This is a genomic window from Bacillus sp. PK3-067 (assembly GCF_056738645.1).
This window is the reverse complement of record NZ_CP096490.1, coordinates 2,986,914-3,009,828: the sequence shown is the minus strand read 5'-3', so window position 1 is coordinate 3,009,828 and position 22,915 is coordinate 2,986,914. Positions and strand designations below refer to the sequence as shown.

General features: G+C 36.1%; 25 protein-coding genes. 21 read left to right on the top strand and 4 right to left on the bottom strand.

All coding sequences use genetic code 11. From position 1 onward, the window contains the following. Positions 1-176 precede the first annotated feature (176 nt). Positions 177-2,564: an immune inhibitor A domain-containing protein gene (locus M1D73_RS15530; protein WP_000728991.1), complete on the top strand. Its 2,388-nt coding sequence runs from the start codon at positions 177-179 to the stop codon at positions 2,562-2,564. A gap of 103 nt (positions 2,565-2,667) precedes the next feature. Here the strand turns inward: M1D73_RS15530 and M1D73_RS15525 are convergent, their stop codons facing one another. Beyond that, positions 2,668-3,285, bottom strand: coding sequence for a TetR/AcrR family transcriptional regulator (locus M1D73_RS15525; protein ID WP_098213071.1), 618 nt, complete (start codon positions 3,283-3,285; stop codon positions 2,668-2,670). Between the two features lie 171 nt (positions 3,286-3,456). Between M1D73_RS15525 and M1D73_RS15520 the strand changes: the two genes are divergently transcribed. Further along, positions 3,457-4,638 (top strand): YhgE/Pip domain-containing protein, encoded by a 1,182-nt coding sequence (locus M1D73_RS15520; protein ID WP_000475844.1) that lies wholly within the window; start codon positions 3,457-3,459, stop codon positions 4,636-4,638. Between the two features lie 105 nt (positions 4,639-4,743). Here M1D73_RS15520 and M1D73_RS15515 read toward each other — a convergent pair whose 3' ends face one another. Continuing rightward, positions 4,744-5,250 carry a GNAT family N-acetyltransferase gene (locus tag M1D73_RS15515; RefSeq protein WP_001139523.1) on the bottom strand — a complete coding sequence of 169 codons (507 nt, stop codon included), beginning with the start codon at positions 5,248-5,250 and terminating at the stop codon, positions 4,744-4,746. A 309-nt stretch (positions 5,251-5,559) separates the two neighbouring features. Between M1D73_RS15515 and M1D73_RS15510 the strand changes: the two genes are divergently transcribed. From M1D73_RS15510 to M1D73_RS15475, 8 genes are all read left to right on the top strand, one after another. Continuing rightward, positions 5,560-5,994, top strand: a complete 435-nt coding sequence (locus M1D73_RS15510) for a ferritin-like domain-containing protein (protein WP_000282829.1) — start codon at positions 5,560-5,562, stop codon at positions 5,992-5,994. Between the two features lie 216 nt (positions 5,995-6,210). After that, a complete protein-coding gene (locus M1D73_RS15505; protein WP_000820201.1) occupies positions 6,211-6,675 on the top strand; it encodes a DUF2691 family protein in 465 nt (154 codons plus the stop codon). Between the two features lie 23 nt (positions 6,676-6,698). Further along, the gene (locus M1D73_RS15500; protein ID WP_000440749.1) at positions 6,699-7,214 is read left to right on the top strand and encodes a GNAT family N-acetyltransferase; all 516 of its coding nucleotides are present in this window, start codon (positions 6,699-6,701) and stop codon (positions 7,212-7,214) included. Continuing rightward, positions 7,215-8,093 (top strand): aminoglycoside phosphotransferase family protein, encoded by an 879-nt coding sequence (locus tag M1D73_RS15495; RefSeq protein WP_086401654.1) that lies wholly within the window; start codon positions 7,215-7,217, stop codon positions 8,091-8,093. It abuts the gene before it with no gap. A 111-nt stretch (positions 8,094-8,204) separates the two neighbouring features. Continuing rightward, positions 8,205-9,533, top strand: a complete 1,329-nt coding sequence (locus tag M1D73_RS15490; protein ID WP_121868303.1) for a YjiH family protein — start codon at positions 8,205-8,207, stop codon at positions 9,531-9,533. A 387-nt stretch (positions 9,534-9,920) separates the two neighbouring features. After that, the gene (locus M1D73_RS15485) at positions 9,921-10,508 is read left to right on the top strand and encodes a GNAT family N-acetyltransferase (RefSeq protein WP_121868302.1); all 588 of its coding nucleotides are present in this window, start codon (positions 9,921-9,923) and stop codon (positions 10,506-10,508) included. Between the two features lie 329 nt (positions 10,509-10,837). Next, entirely contained in the window at positions 10,838-11,470 is a 633-nt protein-coding gene (locus tag M1D73_RS15480; protein ID WP_000662215.1) for a YdcF family protein, read from the top strand. Positions 11,471-11,624: 154 nt separating this feature from the next. Beyond that, complete coding sequence (locus tag M1D73_RS15475; protein ID WP_086401655.1) at positions 11,625-12,773, top strand: acyl-CoA dehydrogenase family protein; 1,149 nt, start codon at positions 11,625-11,627, stop codon at positions 12,771-12,773. Positions 12,774-12,988: 215 nt separating this feature from the next. Here M1D73_RS15475 and M1D73_RS15470 read toward each other — a convergent pair whose 3' ends face one another. Beyond that, positions 12,989-13,459 carry a DinB family protein gene (locus M1D73_RS15470; protein ID WP_000991275.1) on the bottom strand — a complete coding sequence of 157 codons (471 nt, stop codon included), beginning with the start codon at positions 13,457-13,459 and terminating at the stop codon, positions 12,989-12,991. Positions 13,460-13,528: 69 nt separating this feature from the next. On the opposite strand from M1D73_RS15470, the gene M1D73_RS15465 reads away from it, so the two are divergent. The 11 genes from M1D73_RS15465 to M1D73_RS15415 all read left to right on the top strand — a co-directional run bounded on the left by M1D73_RS15465 (position 13,529) and on the right by M1D73_RS15415 (position 22,232). Next, positions 13,529-14,236, top strand: a complete 708-nt coding sequence (locus M1D73_RS15465; RefSeq protein ID WP_001103807.1) for an ArsR/SmtB family transcription factor — start codon at positions 13,529-13,531, stop codon at positions 14,234-14,236. Between the two features lie 198 nt (positions 14,237-14,434). Then, positions 14,435-15,112, top strand: a complete 678-nt coding sequence (locus M1D73_RS15460) for a copper homeostasis protein CutC (RefSeq protein WP_000895119.1) — start codon at positions 14,435-14,437, stop codon at positions 15,110-15,112. 23 nt (positions 15,113-15,135) lie between these two features. Then, on the top strand, positions 15,136-15,687 hold the full coding sequence (gene lepB / locus M1D73_RS15455) for a signal peptidase I (RefSeq protein WP_000662501.1): 552 nt from the start codon (positions 15,136-15,138) through the stop codon (positions 15,685-15,687). 155 nt (positions 15,688-15,842) lie between these two features. Further along, positions 15,843-16,595 carry an IclR family transcriptional regulator gene (locus M1D73_RS15450; protein ID WP_000026361.1) on the top strand — a complete coding sequence of 251 codons (753 nt, stop codon included), beginning with the start codon at positions 15,843-15,845 and terminating at the stop codon, positions 16,593-16,595. A gap of 14 nt (positions 16,596-16,609) precedes the next feature. Continuing rightward, positions 16,610-17,323: a 5-oxoprolinase subunit PxpB gene (pxpB, locus tag M1D73_RS15445; RefSeq protein WP_000672282.1), complete on the top strand. Its 714-nt coding sequence runs from the start codon at positions 16,610-16,612 to the stop codon at positions 17,321-17,323. Continuing rightward, positions 17,314-18,303, top strand: a complete 990-nt coding sequence (locus M1D73_RS15440) for a 5-oxoprolinase subunit C family protein (protein ID WP_481157924.1) — start codon at positions 17,314-17,316, stop codon at positions 18,301-18,303. Before pxpB ends, M1D73_RS15440 begins: the two co-directional genes overlap by 10 nt. A gap of 18 nt (positions 18,304-18,321) precedes the next feature. Further along, positions 18,322-19,083, top strand: a complete 762-nt coding sequence (gene pxpA / locus M1D73_RS15435) for a 5-oxoprolinase subunit PxpA (protein WP_000207316.1) — start codon at positions 18,322-18,324, stop codon at positions 19,081-19,083. A 21-nt stretch (positions 19,084-19,104) separates the two neighbouring features. Beyond that, the gene (locus tag M1D73_RS15430) at positions 19,105-19,800 is read left to right on the top strand and encodes a DUF969 domain-containing protein (RefSeq protein WP_000593399.1); all 696 of its coding nucleotides are present in this window, start codon (positions 19,105-19,107) and stop codon (positions 19,798-19,800) included. 1 nt (position 19,801) lies between these two features. After that, a complete protein-coding gene (locus tag M1D73_RS15425; protein WP_481157923.1) occupies positions 19,802-20,764 on the top strand; it encodes a DUF979 domain-containing protein in 963 nt (320 codons plus the stop codon). A gap of 16 nt (positions 20,765-20,780) precedes the next feature. Further along, positions 20,781-21,428 (top strand): pyroglutamyl-peptidase I, encoded by a 648-nt coding sequence (gene pcp / locus M1D73_RS15420; protein ID WP_000859708.1) that lies wholly within the window; start codon positions 20,781-20,783, stop codon positions 21,426-21,428. Positions 21,429-21,503: 75 nt separating this feature from the next. Next, entirely contained in the window at positions 21,504-22,232 is a 729-nt protein-coding gene (locus M1D73_RS15415; RefSeq protein WP_001183793.1) for an NAD-dependent protein deacylase, read from the top strand. 55 nt (positions 22,233-22,287) lie between these two features. On the opposite strand, the gene M1D73_RS15410 is transcribed toward M1D73_RS15415, so the two are convergent. Then, complete coding sequence (locus M1D73_RS15410) at positions 22,288-22,869, bottom strand: hypothetical protein (protein ID WP_033695849.1); 582 nt, start codon at positions 22,867-22,869, stop codon at positions 22,288-22,290. Positions 22,870-22,915 lie beyond the last annotated feature (46 nt).

The window sequence follows — 22,915 nt, the reverse complement described above, 5'->3', positions numbered from 1 at the left end:
AGTTTTATCAACTTTCATCAATATTTTCTGAAATATTGATGAATCAGAATGTATGTTCATCTAAAACAAAGGATTTTTTCAAAAATATTACAAATTCAGACAATGCATTGATAATTTTCTGAATTTTCCGTAATATATAAACGTTGTATCGTATTTAATATTGGGGAGGAATAGGGATGAAGAAAAAACCTTTTAAAGTGCTGTCTACGCTTGCGGCGGCAGCTGTGCTTAGTTGCACATTTGGGTATGGGGGTCAATCTGTTTATGCGGCAACGCCGTCTAATGGAGGAACTTTAAGTCCCATTGATGAAAATTTAATTCAAGAGGAGCGTTTAGCAGATGCGCTCAAGAAACGCGGTGTAATTAATGAATCTACGTCGAAAGAAGACACATTAAAAGCTGTTGAAAAATACGTAGAGAAGAAAAAAGGAGAAAATGCGGGAAAAGAACCAGCAGCGGGGGATAGTGTTACGAGAGAAGCGGCTGACTTTTTGAAAAAAGTTAAAGATGCAAAAGCAGATGAGAAAGAAAAAGCAGATCAACCTGCTAGTGGTCCAGTAGCGGGACAAGAGCCGGTTAAAGGGGGATTAAACGGCCAAGTACCAACTACTTCAGCGAAGCAAAAACAATATAACGGTGATGTTCGTAAAGATAAAGTTCTCGTATTGCTAGTAGAGTTTGCGGACTTTAAGCATAACAATATTGATCAAGTACCAGGTTATATGTATTCAAATGATTTTAATCCAGAACATTATCAAAAAATGTTATTTGGTAATGAGCCATTTACACTCTTTGATGGTTCAAAAGTACCAACATTTAAACAATATTATGAAGAGCAATCTGGTGGTAGTTATACAGTAGATGGCACAGTAACAAAGTGGTTGACAGTTCCTGGTAATGCGGCAGATTATGGCGCAGATGCAGGAGATGGCGGTCATGATAATATGGGACCAAAAGGACCTCGTGATTTTGTAAAAGAGGCATTAAATGCGGCTGTAGAAAGTGGTATTGATTTATCTGAATTTGACGAATACGATCAATATGACAATAATGGTGATGGCAATAAAAATGAACCAGATGGTCTGATTGATCACTTAATGGTCATTCACGCTGGAGTTGGGCAAGATGGGGGCGGTGGTAGACTAGGTGATGATGCAATTTGGTCACATCGTTGGCACCTTGGAACACCATATCCAATTGAAGGAACAAAAGCAAAAGTTGATAACTGGGGCGGTAAGATGGCAGCATACGACTACACAATTGAGCCAGAAGACGGAGCGGTTGGTGTATTCGCACATGAATTTGGTCATGATTTAGGTCTTCCAGATGAGTATGATACGAAGTACACAGGAGCAGGTGAGCCAATTAACTCCTGGTCTGTTATGAGTGGCGGTAGCTGGGCTGGTAAAATTGCAGGAACAACGCCACCGAGTTTCTCTCCGCAAAACAAAGAGTTCTTTCAAAAGAACATAGGTGGAAACTGGGCCAATATTGTAGAGGTTGACTATAATAAATTAAATCGTGGTATTGGCTATGCGACGTATTTAGATCAAAGTGTAACGAAATCAAATCGTCCTGGTCTGATTCGTGTTAACTTACCAGATAAAGAGGTGAAAGGTATTCAGCCTGCATTCGGTAAGAAGTACTACTATAGTACAAAAGGTGATAACCTTCATACAACATTAGAAACGCCAGTGTTTGATTTAACAAATGCAACAAATGCGAGGTTTGATTATAAATCAATGTATGAAATTGAAACGGATTATGACTTCCTTGAAGTACATGCAGTGAAAGAAGATGGTACGAAAACGTTAGTGGATCGAATTGGTGAAAAAAATGTGAAAAATGGTCTAGACACAACAGATGGTAAATGGGTAGATAAGTCTTATGACTTAAGCAAATTTAAAGGTCAAAAAGTAAAATTAGTATTCGAATACATTACAGATGGTGGTTTAGCGCCGACCGGTTTTACTTTTGATAATGCTACATTAACTGTAGATGGAAATGTTGTGTTCTCTGATGATGCAGAAGGCGAAACGAAATTTAAATTAAATGGTTTTGTTGTAGCAGACGGTTTTGATAAGAAGAAGCATAACTACTATTTAGAGTGGAGAAACTATGCTGGTGCTGATCAAGCGTTAAAATATAGCAGTGGTGTACCATATAATACAGGTCTGCTAGTATGGTATGCAGACTCTAGCTTTACAGATAATTGGGTTGGTTTACATCCAGGTGAAGGTTTCTTAGGAGTTGTTGACTCTCACCCAGAGGCAATTGTTGGAACACTAAACGGCAAACCAACTGTTAAAAATAGTACACGATTCCAAATCGCAGATGCTGCGTTCTCCCTTAACCAAACGCCAGCATGGAAAGTGGTATCTCCAACACGCGGAACATATGATTACAAAGGATTACCAGGTGTAACGAAGTTTGATGACTCTAAATTGTATATAAATGATTTAATCCCAGATGCAGGACGTAAATTACCGAAATTTGGATTGAAATTTGAAGTAGTTGGACAAGCAGATGATAATTCGGCAGGTGCAGTTCGTTTATATCGTTAATAATGTAGAAGCTGTTGAAGGGGAGTCCTTTCAACAGCTTTTTTTACAGAAACATAAATTTCAAGTTATTAATAAAATAATAGAAATTACTAAGCAAGCGGGCTTATTTCTTTAAGCCAGCAGCATAAAAAGGTCCATGAACTGCGATTGTTGATAAAAAGCGAGCAATCTCCTCAGGTGTTTCTTTTTGTCCATTATTTAACCATTGTTGGATGACACCTATATGTGCAGATGCCATATAAGAAGTTAAATATTCGCTTGGAACAAGTAAATTGTCCTTATTAATGAGAGGACCATTCGTATCTTCAAATAATGTTTTCCACATAAAGTCTTTCAGTTTTGTTTGGAAAGATAAATCTCCTTTCGGACTTAGTACAGCTCTCATAAAATCACTATTTTCATTTAGAAATTCAAGAATAGAAGTGATAAGTATAAATGGCATTGTTGGAGAAGGATTTGATCCAAGGTCAGCAATAACTTCCGGGAATTTCTGTTTAGCAATGTTAGAAAACTCGTACATAATGTCTTCTTGGCATTTTGTCATTAAATCAAATTTATCTTGATAGTGCGCATAGAAAGTACCGCGATTAATGTTTGCTTTCGTTGTAATATCTTTCACTGTAATGGCGTCAAAACCTTTTTCTTCAATTAGCTCCACCAATGCATTTCGTATGGCAGTTTTCGTACGAACAACACGCAAATCTAAATTATTATCGCGCAAAGCATATTCCTCCTTAATTTTACTCAACACATTTGGAAAATGTGTCTTATAACCAACACATTCACGATTTTTGATTATTGTATAAGGTTCAACTCGAACATATAATTCAAAATATAAATAAACAACACGTTGTTGGTTATTATAGATCAAATTAAGGGAGGAGAAAAGAAAATGTTTAAAAATAAACTTTTATTTTTATCACCAGTTATTGCACTACTTGTTGTTTTTATTTTTTCATTAACGCTATTTCCAACTGTTCAACCGCAGCCGAAAAACTTGCCAATTGCAATTGTAAATGAGGATCAAGGTGTAGAAATTCCAAATCAACCGAAAATGAATATGGGGCAAACGATCGTTGATAACATGAAAAAAACAGCGAAATCAGAGGAAGAACCCGCAGTGAAGTGGGTAGAAGTAAAAAATAAAGAAGCCGTTCAAAAGGGATTAAACAATAAAGAGTATTACGCGGCATTAGTCATCCCGAAAGAATTTAGCGCAAAACAAGCGTCGTTACGAACACCACAGCCATCTTCACCTGAGATAGAAATATATATTAATCAAGGAATGAATACGGCTGCATCAACTATGGCAGGGCAAATATTACAGGCGATTGTTGATAATATGAACAATACTGTTCGTACACAAATATTAGAAGGGTTGAAAGCAAAAGGAGCTACTGTAACAACAAATCAAGCTGAGAAATTAGTAACACCTATTGTAAAGAACGTGAAAAATGTGAATGAGGTCGGCAAAAATAGTGCGAACGGTAACTCACCAATATCATTATTCCAGCCGTTATGGATTGCAAGTTTAGCTAGTGCAGCGATTATTTTTATTGCGATTAGTAAAATGCCAGTAAGCTCAAGAAAAGAAAACTTTCTGTTAAAAGTAAAACAAATCGTAACAGGAGCTATTGCGACACTTGTAATTGGGTTTGGTCTTACATGGATTGCAGATGGGATGGTAGGGTTAAATATTTCGAACTTCACGGATACAGCTCTATTCTTATCCATTACTTCTTTTAGTTTCTTCTTAATGATATCTGCAGTACTATCATTAGTTGGGCTAAAAGGAATCGGTTTATTCGCTTTATTACTATTCTTCGGGGCACCGTTATTATCATTAGCACCTGAGATGTTGTCTCCGTTTTATCAAGACTGGGTTTACTCATGGTTACCAATGAAATTTATGATTGAAGGCCTAAGAGAAATCTTCTTCTTCGGAAAAGGGTTAAGCTGGAATACACCTGTTACTGTACTCGTTTGGATTGGTATAGTAAGTATGGTTACTATATTAGCAACTGCACTCAAACGTAGTGTAGTAAAAGGGCATAAAACAGAATTGAACGCTTAAAAACAAGCCGTTTCACTAATTAGTGAAACGGCTTGTTTGTGATTTTTTCTCAATGTAAATGCCTGATTGTTGAAAAGTGTAGTGTTTAGAATTAAGGCGAAATCTTTAAAGATCGCGTACGTTCCAAACAATCTCACCACGTTCATCATCCCACGTACTGTGATGTCGCTTAAATCCTATCTTTTCTAGTACCCGGAGGGAAGCGATATTCCAAGCACCTACAGTCGACCAAAGTCTTTGGCGCCCAGTAGCAATCGCCGCGTCCAGTACAACAGATGCGGCCTCAGTCGCATAACCTTTACCATGAGCGCTGCGGAACAACTCGTATGCAATCTCCGGCTCTTCAAGTGTGGAACGACCGATAATTAAGCCACAGTACCCAATGAAATCGCCTTCGTCTCTCCTTCGAATAGTGAGAAGGGAAATACCATTTTCGTCTGCCTTCTTGCGCATCTCAATAAGCCGGTTACGAACGGAATCAACGGCTGGAATGTCCACGCCACGTTCGCCAATTAATTTGCTCAGCCAAACGGAATCGGATTCCTCCCACATACTAAGCTCAAGTCTTTCGGTTTTCAGCTGGAAGGCCATAGTTTTAAATAAAGATGGCATAGTGGTACCTCCTAGTTATATGACTGGATTCATAATAGCTTCGCATCTCAACACCACATCTGGTTGGAAACCTGATTCATTCGCGAATTTATAGCAACAGCGTACAAAAAAATAGTGATATTTTATCCGCTATTTGCCGTGTAGTAAAATCCCCACTGATTATAGTTTCACTTTATGAATAAGCAATTCCTTTACAAAATAGACCCTTTTCTCAAACTTTTCTTTCAATCTAAAGCCGTCCCGTTATATACACAGGCTCCTACTATTTCTAAATGCATAAAATGTTAAGCGAAAGTATGGGGGGATATGATGTATAATTCGAATTATTATGATTGGTATAGGCAGAATGATAAGTTAATTAGTGATATTGAAAAAGCTATAAATGGAGAGTATAGCGCTATAAGCTGCTATGCAAAATTAGCGAATATGGCTCCAAATCAAGTAGAACAAAAACAAATTCTTGAAATTCGTAATGATGAAATAAAGCATTTCCACAACTTTGTACAAATTTATATGAACTTAACTGGTAGGCAGCCAAAACCACAAATTACTGAAGACTGCCCAAATACGTATTTACAAGGATTAGAGTTCGCTATACAAGATGAACAAAAAACAGTAGATTTTTATTTGGAAATTTCAGATGAGACATCGGATGTACATTTGAAAGAGTTGTTACGGAGAATAGCTGCGGATGAACAAAATCATGCAGTATGGTTTTTATATTACTTTGTAAAGTCGAAGTGAGCATTAAGAATGAACGACTGATGTGGTGCATATATTAAAAAATATTTTAAAACGTAGTGCAACAATTAAATGAAATATTTAAATGTAAGCAGAAGGAAACCGTTTCGCTAGTCGTGGAGCGGTTTTGTTATGATGTACTTATGTATCGACAAAATATAGTAATTACATTTCATATATAATGTATGAAACGAAAATGAATAAGTTAGGAGCAAGCATATGAAAAGAGGGATTACAGTAGATATTCTAGATGGATATGATAATTTACTTTGGAAAGTATTAAAGCCAATTGATATTACTGTATTTGATTGGCGAGTGAGGGATGAGGAGTCCTACTTAATAGCACGTGGTGAATTGGATGAGGCATTATTTCCAGAAGAACCAAGTGTAGTGGAAGGGTTAGCGTTGAAAAAGTTAGTTAAAGACAACATATATTATCTTATTTTTGCAGATTTAAAAGCATATCCTAAAGGAGAAATAGCGATAGATATTGAAACATACGAAGAGTTTAAGGAAAGCAAGTGTGAGGTAGTTGTATTAGCGGTGGATGCTCAATACATACAAATTTATGCGAAAGATCAAAAATCGATTGAATTAATGTATGAAAACGCAGTGAATCAAGGATTTTATGTAGAATATATTACAGATGAAAATGATGGAAGGACTCGTTTGTCAGTATGGTAGCAATTTGAAAGGGGAAAGGCAATATGGAGAGAAATATAAGTAAAGAATATGCAATTCGAATTGCTACTGAAAATGAAAGTGATAGTATTATCCTTTTATTAAAAGAGGTAGCACAATGGCTACAATATAAAGAAGTGGATCAGTGGCAGTATCTTTTAGGAGAGGAAGCTACGGCTGAAATACTAGAATGTATAAGAGAGAAATATACATATGTTGTTCTGAAAGAAGCTGAAATAGTTGGTACGGTTACAGTTTCTCCTAAACAAAATGAATGGGATGAACATATTTTTGGTAAAGAGGAAGTTTCTAATTCATTATATATTCATAGATTTGCGGTGAAACGGAAGTATAAGGGAAATGGAATAGGAGAATGGATTTTACGGTGGGTAGAAGAGAATGTGCAATGTGATAAAGAGTATTTGAAGTTAGATTGCGTGGGGCATAATCGTACGTTGAATGATTTTTATAAGAAAAATAGTTTTGAATATGTTGGAAGTACGGATGGGCTTAGTAAGTTTCAAAAGAAAAGGAGAATGTGAATGCATCCAATTAACGTAAGTTTAGTTGAAAAGTTAATACAGGAACAGTTTCCTGAATGGGCCCATTTAGAAGTGAAACCTGTAAAGTTTAGTGGGTATGATAATAGGACGTTTCACTTAGGGGATGAGATGAGTGTAAGATTGCCAAGTGATGTGGCATATGCACCGCAAGTAGAGAAAGAAAATAGTTGGCTTCCTATATTAAATAAGGGGCTTTCTTTACCGATTTCTACCCCACTTGCGAAAGGAAATCCGTCTGAAGCGTATCCATTGCCTTGGTCTATTAATAAGTGGATAGAGGGAGAAACAGTTACGAAACAAAACGTTCGGGATTTAAATGAATTTGCGGCGGACTTAGGATCTTTTTTAGTAGAATTGCAATCTATTAATGCGAGTAACGGACCTTTAGCTGGAACACATAATTTTTACCGAGGCGGACTTATATCTGTATATGATGAAGAGGCGAGAGTTGCTATTGAAAATAATAAGGATGTTTTTGACGAGGCATTATTAAAGCACCTTTGGAATGTAGCACTTAGTTCAATATGGGACCGTAAGCCAGTTTGGATTCATGGAGATGTAGCACCGGGGAATTTACTCGTTAAAGATGGAAAACTTTGTGCTGTAATTGATTTTGGTATTTTAGGTGTAGGAGATCCTGCTTGTGATGCAGCGATGGCTTGGACGTTTTTTGATGAAAATAGTAGAAATGTATTTAAAGAAGTATTACGCATGGATGAAGAAACGTGGAATAGAGCGAGAGGATGGGCACTTTGGAAGGCGTTAATTACATATGATACGAATAGGGATAGTAATGAAAAAGTAGCAGAAGAATCTTATCGTATCATTCAAGTGCTTGTGGATGATTATGAGAGGTAATAGAAAAGCCTATTTTAAAATAGGCTTTTTCATATGATTAAATAGTAGAAATGGAAAGAAGGAATACAACATTATTATACAGAATATTTAGATAATAGGAGGTGTCGAATTTTGAGTGAAATTGAATTAAAGAGTAATGTAATTAAGACAGGGCAAGAGAAGGGGATTATTCTTCGGTTTATACTTGCTAGTCTCGTTGGGGTGTTTATGTTTTTCGTTCCTGTTACGATAAATGGTGCATCGTCTATTATGATTGATCATATCGTATCGTGGATTAGGGCTTCGGTTCCTGGCGTAGTACCTTATTATGCATTATTTGTTATGGCGATTGGTGCGATTTATCCATTTTATACGAAGAAATGGAATGCATCTATCGTAGACATTTGTTTTTCTATTTTAAAAGTAGTTGGCGTTGTTTTTGGCATATTATATTGTTTAAAAGTAGGACCAGCTTGGTTCTTTGCGCCAGATGTTGGACCGTTTTTATATGAGAAGCTAGTCATATCAGTAAGTTTGCTCGTTCCAATTGGCTCGGCGTTTTTAGCGTTATTAGTCGGATATGGATTACTTGAATTTATCGGTACATTTTGTCGTCCAATTATGAGGCCATTATGGAATACGCCGGGGAGATCGGCGATTGATGCAGTTGCGTCCTTCGTTGGAAGTTATTCGCTTGCTCTCCTTATTACGAATCGCGTGTATAAAGAAGGAAAGTATACGACAAAAGAAGCGGCGATTATCGCTACAGGATTTTCTACAGTATCCGCTACATTTATGATCATCATCGCAAAAACATTAGATATTATGCATTTATGGAATGTTTATTTTTGGACTACACTTGTTGTAACATTCATCGTGACTGCTATCACCGTAAGAATCCCGCCCCTTAGTAGAAAACCAGATACATATGTAACAGAAGAAGGGTTCCCAGAGCCTGTTTATAAAGAGAAAATGTTAGAACGTGCTTGGGAAGATGCGTTAGAAGTATCAAAGTCTGCACCGAGCATTATGAAAAATATTGCAATGAATTTAAAAGACGGATTTATTATGACAATGGGAATTTTACCATCCATTATGTCAGTAGGATTAATTGGTATCGTCTTAGCGAAGTTCACGCCAACATTTGATTGGATTAGTTATATTTTCTATCCGTTTACATGGCTATTACAATTACCAGAAGCAGACTTAGCTGCTAAAGCCGCATCAGTTGGCATTGCAGAAATGTTTTTACCGTCATTATTAGTAGTAAGTGCACCACTCGTGACAAAGTTTGTTATTGCAGTTGTTTCCGTATCATCTATTTTGTTTTTCTCCGCTTCCATTCCTTGTATATTATCAACAGATATTCCGTTAAAAGTATCTGAACTCATTATTTTATATGTGCAGAGAACGATTTTAACGTTGCTTATTATTACGCCGATTGCTTATTTGTTGCTTTGAAGTTTTAATAAGATAAAGTTAAACAAAAGAAGCCGTCTGTAAAAAGAGGGCTTCTTTTGTTTAAAAGCGGGATATTCTTATTTATTTTTCGTATATGACGTAACGCTTCTTAAGAAGATTCCTAGTCCTGCAAAAAAGAATCCTAAGCATAATAAGCTGCCTGGCGTTCCCCAAGTAATTTGATCTAGCATTTTTTATCCCCTCCCGTTTATCATTATATAGCATTTATTAGAAATTATCAAAAAATTCTATATAATGATTACTGATGAGTCTTCCTACCTTATACGAGAAGAATATATTTGAAAAGAATTCTTTTCTTTATATTTTTTTATTCTTATAATGCGTTTTTGATTCTTATGATATAGTAACAACAAAGGGGGCTTAAAAATGGAAATTATTCAGGAAAGAGCAAAGTTGCGGTTAATGGATAATACTGATGTCGAAACTTTGTTTTCGATTGTAGAAGGAAATCGGGATATTTGGGCGTATTTAATCTCTAAAATGGATAGTGTGCAAGATATGCAACAATACGTTCAAAAAGCGATAAAGGGTTACGGAAGAGGTACTCAAATACCTTTCATAGTCGTAGATCAACAGTCGAATAAGATTGTAGGAAGTACACGTTTATATAATATTTCAGTAGAAGATAAGACAGTTGAGTTAGGGCAAACGTGGTATCATCCGAGTGTGCAACGTACGAGTATAAATACAGAGTGTAAGTATATGCTTCTTCAGTATGCTTTTGAAAAATTGCATATGCTGAGAGTGCAAATTAAGACGGATGCAAGAAATGAAAAAGCACAACGAGCAATTGAACGGTTAGGCGCAGTAAAAGAGGGTGTGCTTCGAAATGAAAGAAAATTACCGAATGGTTATGTGAGAGATGCGGTGGTGTACAGTATTATCTCGAGTGAATGGCCAGGCGTAAAAGAACAATTGTTAGAAAAATTAGAGTTGTATAAAGAAAAGTTATAATTCGTGTTTTGAAAGGTATATTGTTCGTGAGATATGAAAAATATACCTTTTTTCTTACAAAATGCTACTTTATTTTAATTCCTTTTGTTTCATCGTTCCCTTCTGAGAAAAAATTCGTTACAATGTAGTTGTATGGTAATAAACTTATGAATTTAAAAAATGTAATGAAAACCGCAAATGAAAATGAATTGATAATCCTCAATTTTAAATGAAAACCCTTTTATACATAAATAACAAGTAAAGTTCCTTCTTTTAAATAAACTCAAACAAAACGATTTGATATAAATGTTTTTTATAGAAGTATGGATGATGTACGGAGGCAATTACAAATGAAAGAAAATAAGAAGAGTAAGAAAAGACGAATCTTTCAAGTATTTTTACTAATGATTTGTTCTGCTATTTTATATGTAAGTTATGCAGCTTACGATATTTGGAGTTATCGTTTTAAAGCAAATGATGACGTGAAAACGGATGCTGGTATCGTACTAGGAGCAGCTTCATGGAACGGAAAACCATCTCCTGTATTTAAAGAAAGAATTAATCATGCGATTTCTTTATATAAGAACGGAAATATTAAAAAGATTATTTTTACAGGTGGTACAAAGTTCGAGGCAGAACTTGAGGAAGCACGTACTGCAAGAGTATATGCAATGAAACAAGGTGTAAAAGAGGAAGATATTTTAATTGAAACTAAATCCCTTTTCACTGAAGAAAATTTAAAAAATGCGAAGCAAGTTGGAATAGAGAACGGCATACAAACATACACGATTGTAAGTGATCCACTTCATATGAAACGCGCAATGAGAATCGCAAAACATATTAATATTGAAGCGTATGCTTCACCAACGCCGACATCAGCATATAAAACGTTAGATACAGAAATACCATTCTTCTTTAAAGAATTATTCTCGTATATTGGATATGTAACCTCTTTGCCATTAAAAGCATTGAAGGGGGACTAATATAAGAAAAGGATCTATCCTTAAATAGGAACTTTTCTTATTAGTCAAAAACATTGTATTTTTATCGGAATAGTGAAACAATAGAGAGGTAGCTTCATATAATCATAATGACAAAATGAACGGTTTATGAATCGAGCATAAAGGAGATTATAGTATGGCACTCTCATTTGTTGAAACAGAAGAACAGTCTTTAATTATTGAGAAAATAAATAAATTGATTCCGAAGTTCATGGAAAGGGAGCATCAGCTAAGTGAATTAGGATCATTTCCGTATGAAAATATAAATGATTTGAAAGATATCGGATATACGAAATTAACGTTACCGAAGGAATTTGGTGGTAGTGCCATTTCTTTATATGACTTCGTTTTATTTCAAGAGAAAATCGCGGAAGGCTGTGGAGCTACTGCATTATCGATTGGCTGGCATCTTGGCATTGTGAAGGAGCTAGCGGAAAATCGCTCTTGGAATGATGAGATGTTCAAATGGTTTTGCGAAGAAGTACGTAATGGTGCGCTCTTTAACAGGGCAGCAACAGAACCGAAAACAGGGAGTCCGACGCGTGGCGGCAAACCAGAAACAATAGCGGTTCAACAAGGCGAGAAGTGGGTTATAAATGGAAGAAAAAATTTTACAACGATGGCGCCAGTACTTGATTATTTTATTATTTCAGCAAGTATGGAAGGCCGTGAAGAAGTTGGTGAGTTTGTTATTCCAAGAAATACACTCGGTGTATCTATTGAAGAAACGTGGGATAGCGTTGCAATGCGAGGGACTGCTAGCCACGACCTTGTCTTACAAAATGTAGAGATAGACAACCGCTTTTTTACGGATGTAAAAGGCGGGAAAGTGAAACAAAAGGGTATTGGCTGGTTGCTACATATACCAGCATGTTATTTAGGAATTGCACAATCAGCAAGAAATTATGCAGTTCAATTTGCGGAATCATACAAGCCAAATAGTTTAAATCATTCTATTAGTTTATTGCCGAATGTTAGAAAATTAGTTGGAGAGTTAGAACTTGAGCTTATGCAAGCTCGTGTCTTTTTATATCAAATTGCGAAAAAGTACGATGAGGCAGAAGATAAACTATCACTGCAAGCAGAATTAGCAGCTGTGAAATATGCTGTAACAAATGCGGCGATATCTATAGTGGATAAATCGATGCGCATCGTAGGAGCAAAAAGTTTATCAGAAAAAAATCCGCTCCATCGTTACTATTTAAACGTCAGAGCAGGATTACACAATCCACCGATGGATGATGCAACATTGTCTATGCTGGCGGATGCGGCGTTTCGGTCGTGATTTTTGAAGTTTACATTTTATTGTTTATGGATATTATAGTTGTTTTGAAAGCACGGGTTTGATTAGTAATCAAACCCGTGCTTTTTATGTGTATGAAGTACTTAATGGAGATGTAGGTTTTTAATATAAATGATTATCATGGTGTTGTGATTGTTTCTTGTTGAAAAATTCTTATTGTAATGCCAGTTTGGAGGCTGTATAAACATTTTTCGTATTTAATCCCAAATTAAAGGTCTTTCCAAGTTAACCATTCGCAAATATTGTAAAAATTGACCCGCATGGACCGCATCATGATAGGCAATTCGTAATAGCATATCACCTAAATATCGTTGATAGCCAACATCACTTCTATCAATAAGTCTTGAATCTAGCTCGGCTATGCTTATTGATTGAACATATTCTATGAAGTCAGTAAAGTGTGATTGTGCCAATTCAATTTCTTTTTTTACACAAGTAATTGGCTCGTCATCATACGGGGTACGTATGTCGTTTATTGAACCGTTGTTTTTTATAATCATATGATAGTAAAAAGTTGAGCTCCATACGTGACGAATCATTTCACCAAAGGACATAGCCTCAGAATCAGGCTTCCAATTAAGAAAATTATCGGGAAGAGAATTCCATAATTTTTCTGAGCGCCTTCTCGTTTCTTTTAAATTTAATATACTAAGATCAATTGCATTCATAATACATTCTCCTTTACTATTAAACTTAAAATAATTGTATCAATTTAATAGTTAGGGTATCATCGAAATATGAATGTATATCCGAATATCTCATATATAGCTAAACTAATTGCTGAACCTACAAGAGCAATCATCTTAGATTGTCTAATGAATAATCAGGCACTACCTGCTAGTGAATTGGCTTATATGGCAAAAGTGTCACATCCAACAATTAGTTCGCATCTTTCTAAATTAGTAGAAGGGAATTTACTTACAGTTGAACAACATGGTAGACATCGTTACTATCGACTTGCTAATCAAGAAGTTGCAGAAGTGCTTGAAAAGTTAGGGACAATTGCACCAACAGTTCAAGTTCGCTCTTTAAAACAATCAAGCCAACTAAAACAAATTCGTTATGCTCGAACTTGTTATGATCATCTTGCAGGCAAACTCGGTGTAGAGATAACTGAAAAATTACTAGATAGGCAATTTATAATTTTAGAGGATGGAGAATACATTGTAACGGAACAAGGTAAGAAATGGTTTCTGAATTTTGGAATAAATGTTGATGAGGCAGATACAAAAAGGAGGGTATTTGCAAAACCTTGCCTTGATTGGAGTGAACGGCGTTACCATATTTCTGGTTGGTTAGGGTCTGCAATTGCAAAACTGCTTTTTGAACAGGGATGGATTACGAAAACGGATAAGAACCGAGCTGTCCATCTTACAAAGAAAGGTGTAAAGTTATTGGAAGATCAATTAGGCATTGATATGAAAACTGAGGAAAGAAAAGCTTGAAATTAGAAAAATCCGTCAAAATGAAGGGCTTTTTTCATTATGGTAGGAGTGTACATGAATAATAGGATGTTACCAATAATCGTTGCCAATAAAAAATCTTTCTTTTCATTCTTCTTTTTTAAGTTTTAAAGGAGAAAGCTAGGCTTCTTATTTTTACTAATGTTATAATAAGAAAAAAGCACGAAAAGAGGTCATCTCATGCTAGAGGTTATTGCAACATGTTTAGAAGATGTAAAACGAATTGAAAGTGCTGGCGGGAAGCGGATTGAATTAATTTCATCTTATACAGAAGGTGGTTTAACACCGAGTTATGCTTTTATAAAAAAAGCGGTAGAAGTGGTAAGTATACCAATTCATGTTATGATTCGTCCGCATGCGAAGTCTTTTACATATACGGAAGAAGAAATTGAAATGATGAAAGAAGATATTATAGTTGCACAGAAGTTAGGAGCAGCTGGTGTAGTATTAGGCGTATTAAACGAACGAAATGAAGTGGATGAAGAGAAATTAGCGGATTTACTATCTGTTGTAGATGGAATAAATGTAACGTACCACCGTGCGATAGATGATATAAAAAATCCAGTAGAAGCGATGAGCACTTTAAAGAAGTTTCATAAAGTGACTCACGTTTTAACTTCAGGTGGACAAGGAAATATAGTAGAGAATATTCCGGTGCTTACAGAAATGCAAAAGGTAAGTGATGGTCAAATTCAGCTTGTAGCTGGAGCTGGCGTGACGAAAGAAAATATAAAGCGATTGCTAGATGAAACTGGAATCACGCAGGCGCATGTCGGTACAGCGGTAAGAGAAGGAAAATCATGTTTTTCTGAAATAGATCCTAATTTAGTACAAGAATTAGTTGAAATAATAAAATAAGTGCTTAAGAAAGAGGAGAAACGATGAAGGAAAATACGAAGAAAGAATTATTCTCTTGGGCTAAAACGATAGGTTTTACCCTTGTATTAATTGCTATTATTCGCGGTGTTTTATTTACACCTTCTTTAGTACAAGGTGAATCAATGATGCCCACTTTAAAAAATAACGAAAGAGTTCTCGTGAATAAGATTGGTTATAGTATAAGTGGATTAGATCGCTTTGATATTATCGTCTTCCACGGGAAAGAAGGATACGATTTAGTAAAACGAGTAATTGGTTTGCCAGGCGATACAGTTGAGTATAAAAATGATGTTTTATATGTAAACGGAAAAGCGATGGAAGAACCATATTTAAAACAGTTTAAAGAAAAAGCAGTAGGCCGTGTATTAACTCCAGACTTTACGTTAGAACAAATCACTGGGAAAACGAAAGTGCCAGAAGGCCAAGTATTTGTTTTAGGGGATAATCGTGAAGTTTCTAAGGATGGTCGCATGTTTGGCTTTATTTCAGAAGATGAAATTGTCGGAAAAGGACAAGCTGTTTTCTGGCCGTTGGAACAAGTAAGAGCGTTATAAAGTGTGGTGAAGTATGGGAGAGATATTCTTCCATACTTTTTTATTTGCTTAAAATCTATTGATTGAATTGAAAGAATATTTTATAATTTTAAATTATATGTTTGTTTCGAAAAACGGAATTTAAGTTCCGTAATTCGGAACGAAAGGGAGATAGAATGAGTATAAATAAAACGGCAGTTAAGACAATGGATATTTTAGAGTTGTTTTATGAGCATGAAGAGCTAAGTTTAACTGAGATGGTTCAGCTTACAAATATGCCGAAAACATCTGTTTATCGTTTAATTGGTTCGTTGGAAGAGATGGAGTTTTTACAAAAAAACGAAAAGGGGAAATATCGTTTAGGGGTCGTATTTTTACGGTTCGGTCAACTTGTTTCACACCGATTATCAGTAAGAAATATAGCAATTCCTTATATGAAAGAACTTAGAGATAGTTTAGGACAGGCAGTTAATTTAATAATTCAGGATGGAAATGACGCAATTTATGTTGAAAAAATGGAAGGTGTTCAGCCGGTACGCGTGTATACGGCGGTTGGAAGAAGAGCACCGCTTTATGCTGGCGCATGTCCAAGAATTTTACTATCGTATTTCTCTGAGGAAGAGAAACGGAGATACATAGAGGAAGTGGATTTAAAACAGTTTGCAGATGGAACAATCGTGGATAAGAAACAATTGTTAGAAGTGTTGCAAATGGCAAAAAAGGAAGGCTACACCATTAGTTATTCTGAGTTAGAAAATCATACAGCCGCGATAGCAGCACCCATTTTCGCGAGCGATGGAACGGTTGTAGCAGGCATTAGTATTTCGGGATTAGCAATTGAGTACAACGAAAGTAACATTTCATATTTTATTGCGAAGGTGAAAGAAACAGCGCATCGCATTTCGAAAGAACTCGGCTTTTTGGCATAGAAAGAGGGAGTAGGATGAAATTTTCTGCGTTAGGGGATCAAGCAATTATTGTTACATTTGGTGAAGAAATTAAGAGGGATATATATGAGAAAGTACAGCGGTTATTTCAAGCACTGCAGCAACATCCGTTTGCAGGAATGATAGAGTGCGTTCCGTCGTTTACTTCATTAGCTGTTTACTACAATGTATACGAAGTATGGAAGGGAAATGAGAGAAGTGAAAGGTCACATGATTACGTTCGCCAGTATATAAAGGAGCTGTGTGATTCTTATAAAGAAGAAGTAAAACAGGATGTGAAACATATTTCTATACCAGTGTGCTACGGGGGAGAATATGGACCTGATTTAGAAGAAGTCGCGCATTATCACGGTTTACAAGTAGAAGATGTGATTCGAATACATAGTGAAACTACATATTTTGTATATATGCTAGGTTTTACACCAGGGTTCCCGTATTTAGGAGGACTTTCAAAAGAATTAGAAACACCTAGAAAAAAAACACCACGGTTACAAATCTCACCTGGTTCGGTAGGAATCGGCGGAAATCAAACAGGTATTTATCCACTTGAAACACCGGGTGGATGGAATATTATTGGTCGAACACCAATCTCCTTATTTAATCCGGAAGAAGAAACACCAACCTTTATTCAAAGCGGTATGTATTTACGATTTATCCCAATAACGAAGGAAGAGTACGTATCGCTTGAGGGGGCTAAAAAATGGATGTAGAGGTTTTGCATGCGGGAATGTTTACAACAGTCCAAGATTTAGGGCGATCTCATTATCAACAATACGGTGTGCCAGTTGGCGGGGTGATGGATCAAAGTACACTTCGGATGATCAATATGTTAGTTGGTAATGAAGAGAATGAAGCGGGACTCGAAATGACGATTATGGGACCTAAATTGTTAATAAAGAAAACGACTTTACTTGCGATTGGCGGAGCAGATATGGAACCGTTATTGAATGGAGAACGTATCCCCTTATGGCGTCCCATTTTAGCGGAAGAAGGTAGTATGCTTTGTTTTGGAAAAGTGAAAAGTGGTTGCAGAGCGTATGTGACCTTTGCGGGTGGAATACATATTGAGCGTACAATGGGAAGCAAAAGTACGTACATACGTGCTGCGATTGGTGGTATAGAAGGAAGAATGCTGAAAAAGGGTGACTACTTCCAAATTGGTGCACAACCAGAAATGGCGAGTCGTTTCATTCTAGACTTACAAAAAGATGCGAGAATAAAAACGAAATGGGCAATTAGCAACAGCGTACTACCAAAGTATAAGAAACATCCAAAGCTTCGTGTCATAACTGACTTTGAATACGATCAATTTACAGAAGAAAGTAGAAAGGCATTTTTTACGAAAGAGTATAAGGTATCTAATTATGCTGACCGTATGGGCTATAGGGTTGAGGGAGAGGTTTTAAATAGGAATGAAGAAAAAGAGATTTTATCGAGTCCTGTTACATTTGGAACCATTCAAGTTCCTAATGGTGGACAGCCGATTATATTAATGGCAGATAGGCAAACGACAGGTGGCTATCCGAGAATGGGAAATATCATTTTAGTAGATTTACCTCTTCTTGCCCAGCTAAAGCCGGGGGACTATGTTTCTTTTGAGAAAATTACGCTTGAAGAAGCGGAACAATTGTACATAGAACAAGAAGTAAATATGAATTTATTAAAGAAATTCATCGCTTTACGAAGCTGAAATTAGGAGGAATACATTATGACTACAATCGATTTAAACTGTGATTTAGGAGAAAGTTTTGGCGCTTATAAAATGGGGAATGATGATGAGATTCTTCCGTTCGTTTCCTCTATAAACGTTGCTTGCGGTTTTCATGCGGGTGATCCGTCTATTATGCGTCAAACTGTTGAAAAAGCTTTGGAGCATAACGTAGCAATAGGGGCGCATCCTGGATTTCCTGATTTAATTGGATTTGGTAGAAGAAACATGAATGTTTCAGCAAGTGAAGTATACGATTATGTTCTATATCAAACAGGCGCATTAGACGCATTTGTGAAAGCGGCAGGCGGGAAAATGCAGCATGTAAAGCCGCACGGTGCCTTATATAATATGGCGGCGTCTAATCCGGAAATTGCAGATGCAATTGCAAAGGCAATTTATCATATAAATCCAAGTCTATTACTTTATGGATTAGCAAATAGCGAGGCGTTTATACAGGCTGCAGAAAAATACAAAGTAACTCTTGTACAAGAGGCTTTTGCGGATCGTACATATAAGCAAGATGGTACATTAACGAGCCGTACAGAAGAAAATGCGCTTATAAAAGATGAAGACGAAGCGATAAAGCAAGTACTTCAAATGGTGAAAGAAGGCCATGTAAATGCGGTCAATGGAGAGAAAGTAGCAGTTCAGGCGCAAACAATTTGTTTACACGGTGATGGGGAAAAAGCAGTGCAATTTGCAAAAAAAATATACAGAACATTCAAACTTAATGATATTTCTATTTGTGCACCGAAATAAAAAATAGGGGGAAGAGCTGGGATGATTAAATTAATCGGAATACTACTTGTTGCAGTGGGCTTTTTATTTAGATTAAATACACTTTTAGTAGTTATGGTTGCAGGTATTGTTACTGGTATGGTTTCAGGATTAAGTTTTTATGATGTGATCAGCATGTTCGGTAAATTTTTCATAGAAAATAGATATATGTCTATGCCAATTATATTAACTTTACCGGTAATCGGAATTTTAGAGCGTTACGGTTTAAAAGAAAGAGCAGAAGCACTTATAACGAAATCAAAAGGAGCAACAACTGGAAGAGTATTAATGTCATATTTTACGATAAGAGAATCATCAGCAGCACTAGGGCTTAATATTGGTGGGCATGCGCAAACAGTAAGGCCGCTCGTTGCACCGATGGCAGAAGGGGCCACGCAAGGTAAATACGGTAAACTTCCTGAAAAATTAAGAGAAAAGATTAAAGCAAACGCAGCAGCTGCTGAAAATACAGCTTGGTTTTTCGGAGAAGATATTTTCATCGCAACTGGAGCTATTTTATTAATGAAAGGATTCTTCGATTCAGTAGGTATGCATGTCGGAGTATGGGATATGGCACTTTGGGGCATTCCGACAGCAATATCTGCACTTATTGTAAGCTGGATTAGATTTAGAAGGTTTGATAAATATATAGAGAAAACAATGAAGGCAGAAGGAAAAGAAGAGAAGGAGGCAATCTAATATGAACATCATCACAATGGATACAATCTATTATGTATTAGGGATAATCGTTGCTTTTATCGCTGTTTGTATCGCATTCGATCGTGAACATCCAAACAGATTCGGTTCTAGTTTATTTTGGGCATTGTTTGCAGTTACATTTTTATTTGGAAATGTAATTCCTTCGTTTTACGTTGGCTGTATCGTGCTCGCTATGGTCGTTTTAGCCTCGCTAAATAAAGTAACAAAATCAGAGGAAAAAGAAGTTCCAGTACAAGAACGTGTGAAACATGCTGAGAAATTAAAAAATAAAATTTTTATGCCTGCACTATTAATTCCTATTTTTACAATTATCGGTACGTTGACCTTAGGGAAAATTAAATGGGGAAATGTCTCTCTTGTTGATCCAGATAAAGTAACATTAGTTGCACTAGCGCTTGGTGCATTACTCGCATTTGTTGCGGCGATGCGTATTACAAAATCAAAAATAACAACACCTGTACAAGAAGGAAGCAGACTATTACAAGCTGTTGGCTGGGCTGTAATTTTACCACAAATGTTAGCAGCACTTGGCGGTATATTCGCGAAGTCTGGCGTTGGACAAGTTGTTTCAGACTTAGTCGGACAAGTGCTACCGACAGAGTATCCGTTCGTTGCCGTTATGGCGTACTGTTTAGGCATGATGCTATTTACAGTCGTAATGGGAAATGCATTCGCAGCGTTTGCTGTTATTACTGGCGGAATTGGCTTACCTTTAATAGTTCAAATGCACGGCGGAAACCCAGCAATTATGGCAGCACTCGGTATGTTTGCTGGATATTGCGGAACGCTGCTTACTCCAATGGCAGCAAACTTTAATATCGTACCTGCGATGCTTTTAGAGCTAAAGGATAAAAATGCGGTTATTAAAGCGCAAGTACCAATTGCTCTTTCAATTTTTATCATAAATATGTTTATTATGTACGGCCTAGTATATCGTTTCTAATTAGGAGGATAAAACTATGAAAACAGTATTATTAACAGGGTTTGATCCGTTCGGCGGAGAAAATATCAATCCAGCTTGGGAAGTAGCAAAAGGTTTGCATGAAAAAACAATTGGAGAATACAAGATAATAAGCAAACAAGTACCAACTGTATTTCATAAATCAATAAGCGTATTAAAAGAGTATATAGAAGAACTAGCGCCGGAAATTATTATATGCATTGGACAAGCTGGGGGCAGACCAGATATTACGATAGAACGTATCGCAATTAATATTGATGATGCAAGAATCGCTGACAATGAAGGGAATCAGCCGGTAGATGTACCGGTTGTAGAAGAAGGAGCGATTGCGTATTGGTCTACACTTCCAATGAAAGCAATCGTAAAAAAACTTCGCGAAGAGGGTATACCGTCATCTGTTTCACAGACGGCAGGCACATTCGTTTGTAATCACTTATTCTATGGACTTATGCATGAACTAGAGAAACATGATAAGAAAATAAAAGGCGGATTCATTCATATTCCGTTTTTACCAGAACAAGCGAGTAATTATCCAGGGCAACCGAGTATGTCACTTTCTACTATTCGTAAGGGGATAGAATTGGCAATCGAAGTAACGACGACAGTTAAGGTAGATATTGTAGAGGTTGGGGGCGCAACGCATTAAGTAAAATGAATTGTACAACACCTCCTGTAAACAACTGGTATAATAAGAATAGGAAAATACATAGAGGTGATTTTTGTGCAACAATTTGAAGAAGTACGTTCAATTTTAGAAAAAGCGAAGAAAATTACAGTATTAACAGGCGCTGGTGCAAGTACGGAAAGTGGTATTCCAGATTTTCGTTCAGCAAATGGGTTGTATGCTGATGCGAATGTGGAGATGTATTTATCAAGAGGGTATTATAATCGAAGTCCGAAAGAGTTTTGGAAGCATTATAAAGAAATCTTTCAAATTAATACGTTCCATCAATATAAACCAAATCGTGGACATCGCTTTTTAGCTGCGCTAGAAGAACAAGGGAAAGATATTACGATTTTAACGCAAAATATTGACGGTTTACATCAATTAGGTGGCAGTAAGCATGTCATCGATTTACATGGAACACTTCAAACAGCACATTGTCCAAAATGTAAATCAGGCTATGATTTACAGTATATGATTGATCATGAAGTACCGCGTTGTGAGAAGTGTAATTTCATTTTAAATCCAGACGTTGTTTTATACGGAGATACATTGCCGCAATATCAAAATGCTATCAAACGTTTATATGAAACAGATGTGCTTATCGTTATGGGAACATCACTAAAAGTACAGCCTGTCGCTTCATTCCCGCAAATTGCAAAGAGGGAAGTAGGAGCAACAACTATTTTAGTAAATGAAGAGTTAACAGGACAGGAATATAACTTTGATTTTGTTTTTCAAAATAAGATTGGTGAGTTTGTTGAAGGGTTATCTTCAATGAAATAAGTTATCGAAAAAACTGAGGTATCTGCCTCAGTTTTTTATTTGAGTAATCACTGTTTTAAGCCATATGAAAACATTTTGATAACGTAGTAACAACATCTCTATAATTTATAAAAAATTGTTTCGTAGGTAAAATAGCAGAGTAAGAAGTAATATTATCTTTAGCGAATACACAATCGTCATAAAGTAAGCTAATATGTAGCTGTTGTAAAGGATTTATTTCGTTTTGCTTTAAGTATAAAACTAAGTCATTATAAAGTTGTTCACTATAATTACTTACGGAATATTCTATTGAAAGCTGACCTGCTATGCTAGTCCACCATACTTTAAAACTACATATTAATTCTTTAAATGATTCCTCATCACATAAATTAGCGTCAAAAAGCTTCTTATAAAATATATGATTCTCCTCGTGAAAAATTTGTAAATCATATCTGTCGTTAGCAGTTTGTTTACGAAGAGTCAGCCATAATTCTTTGAAATTTGTTTTAAAGTCAGTGGAGAAATGTAATGTTTTTGTTATGTAAGGAAAACGAAAATTTTCTTTTTTTCCTTTTTGATTGAGATAAATATTTTGAATGTAGATCATAAAGTTTAAACAATGTGGTGTATGAGTATGTATGATAAACGAATCTGTCATTTCCGTTCTCTCCTTAAGAAATGTCTTTTATGAATTTATTTCTTTA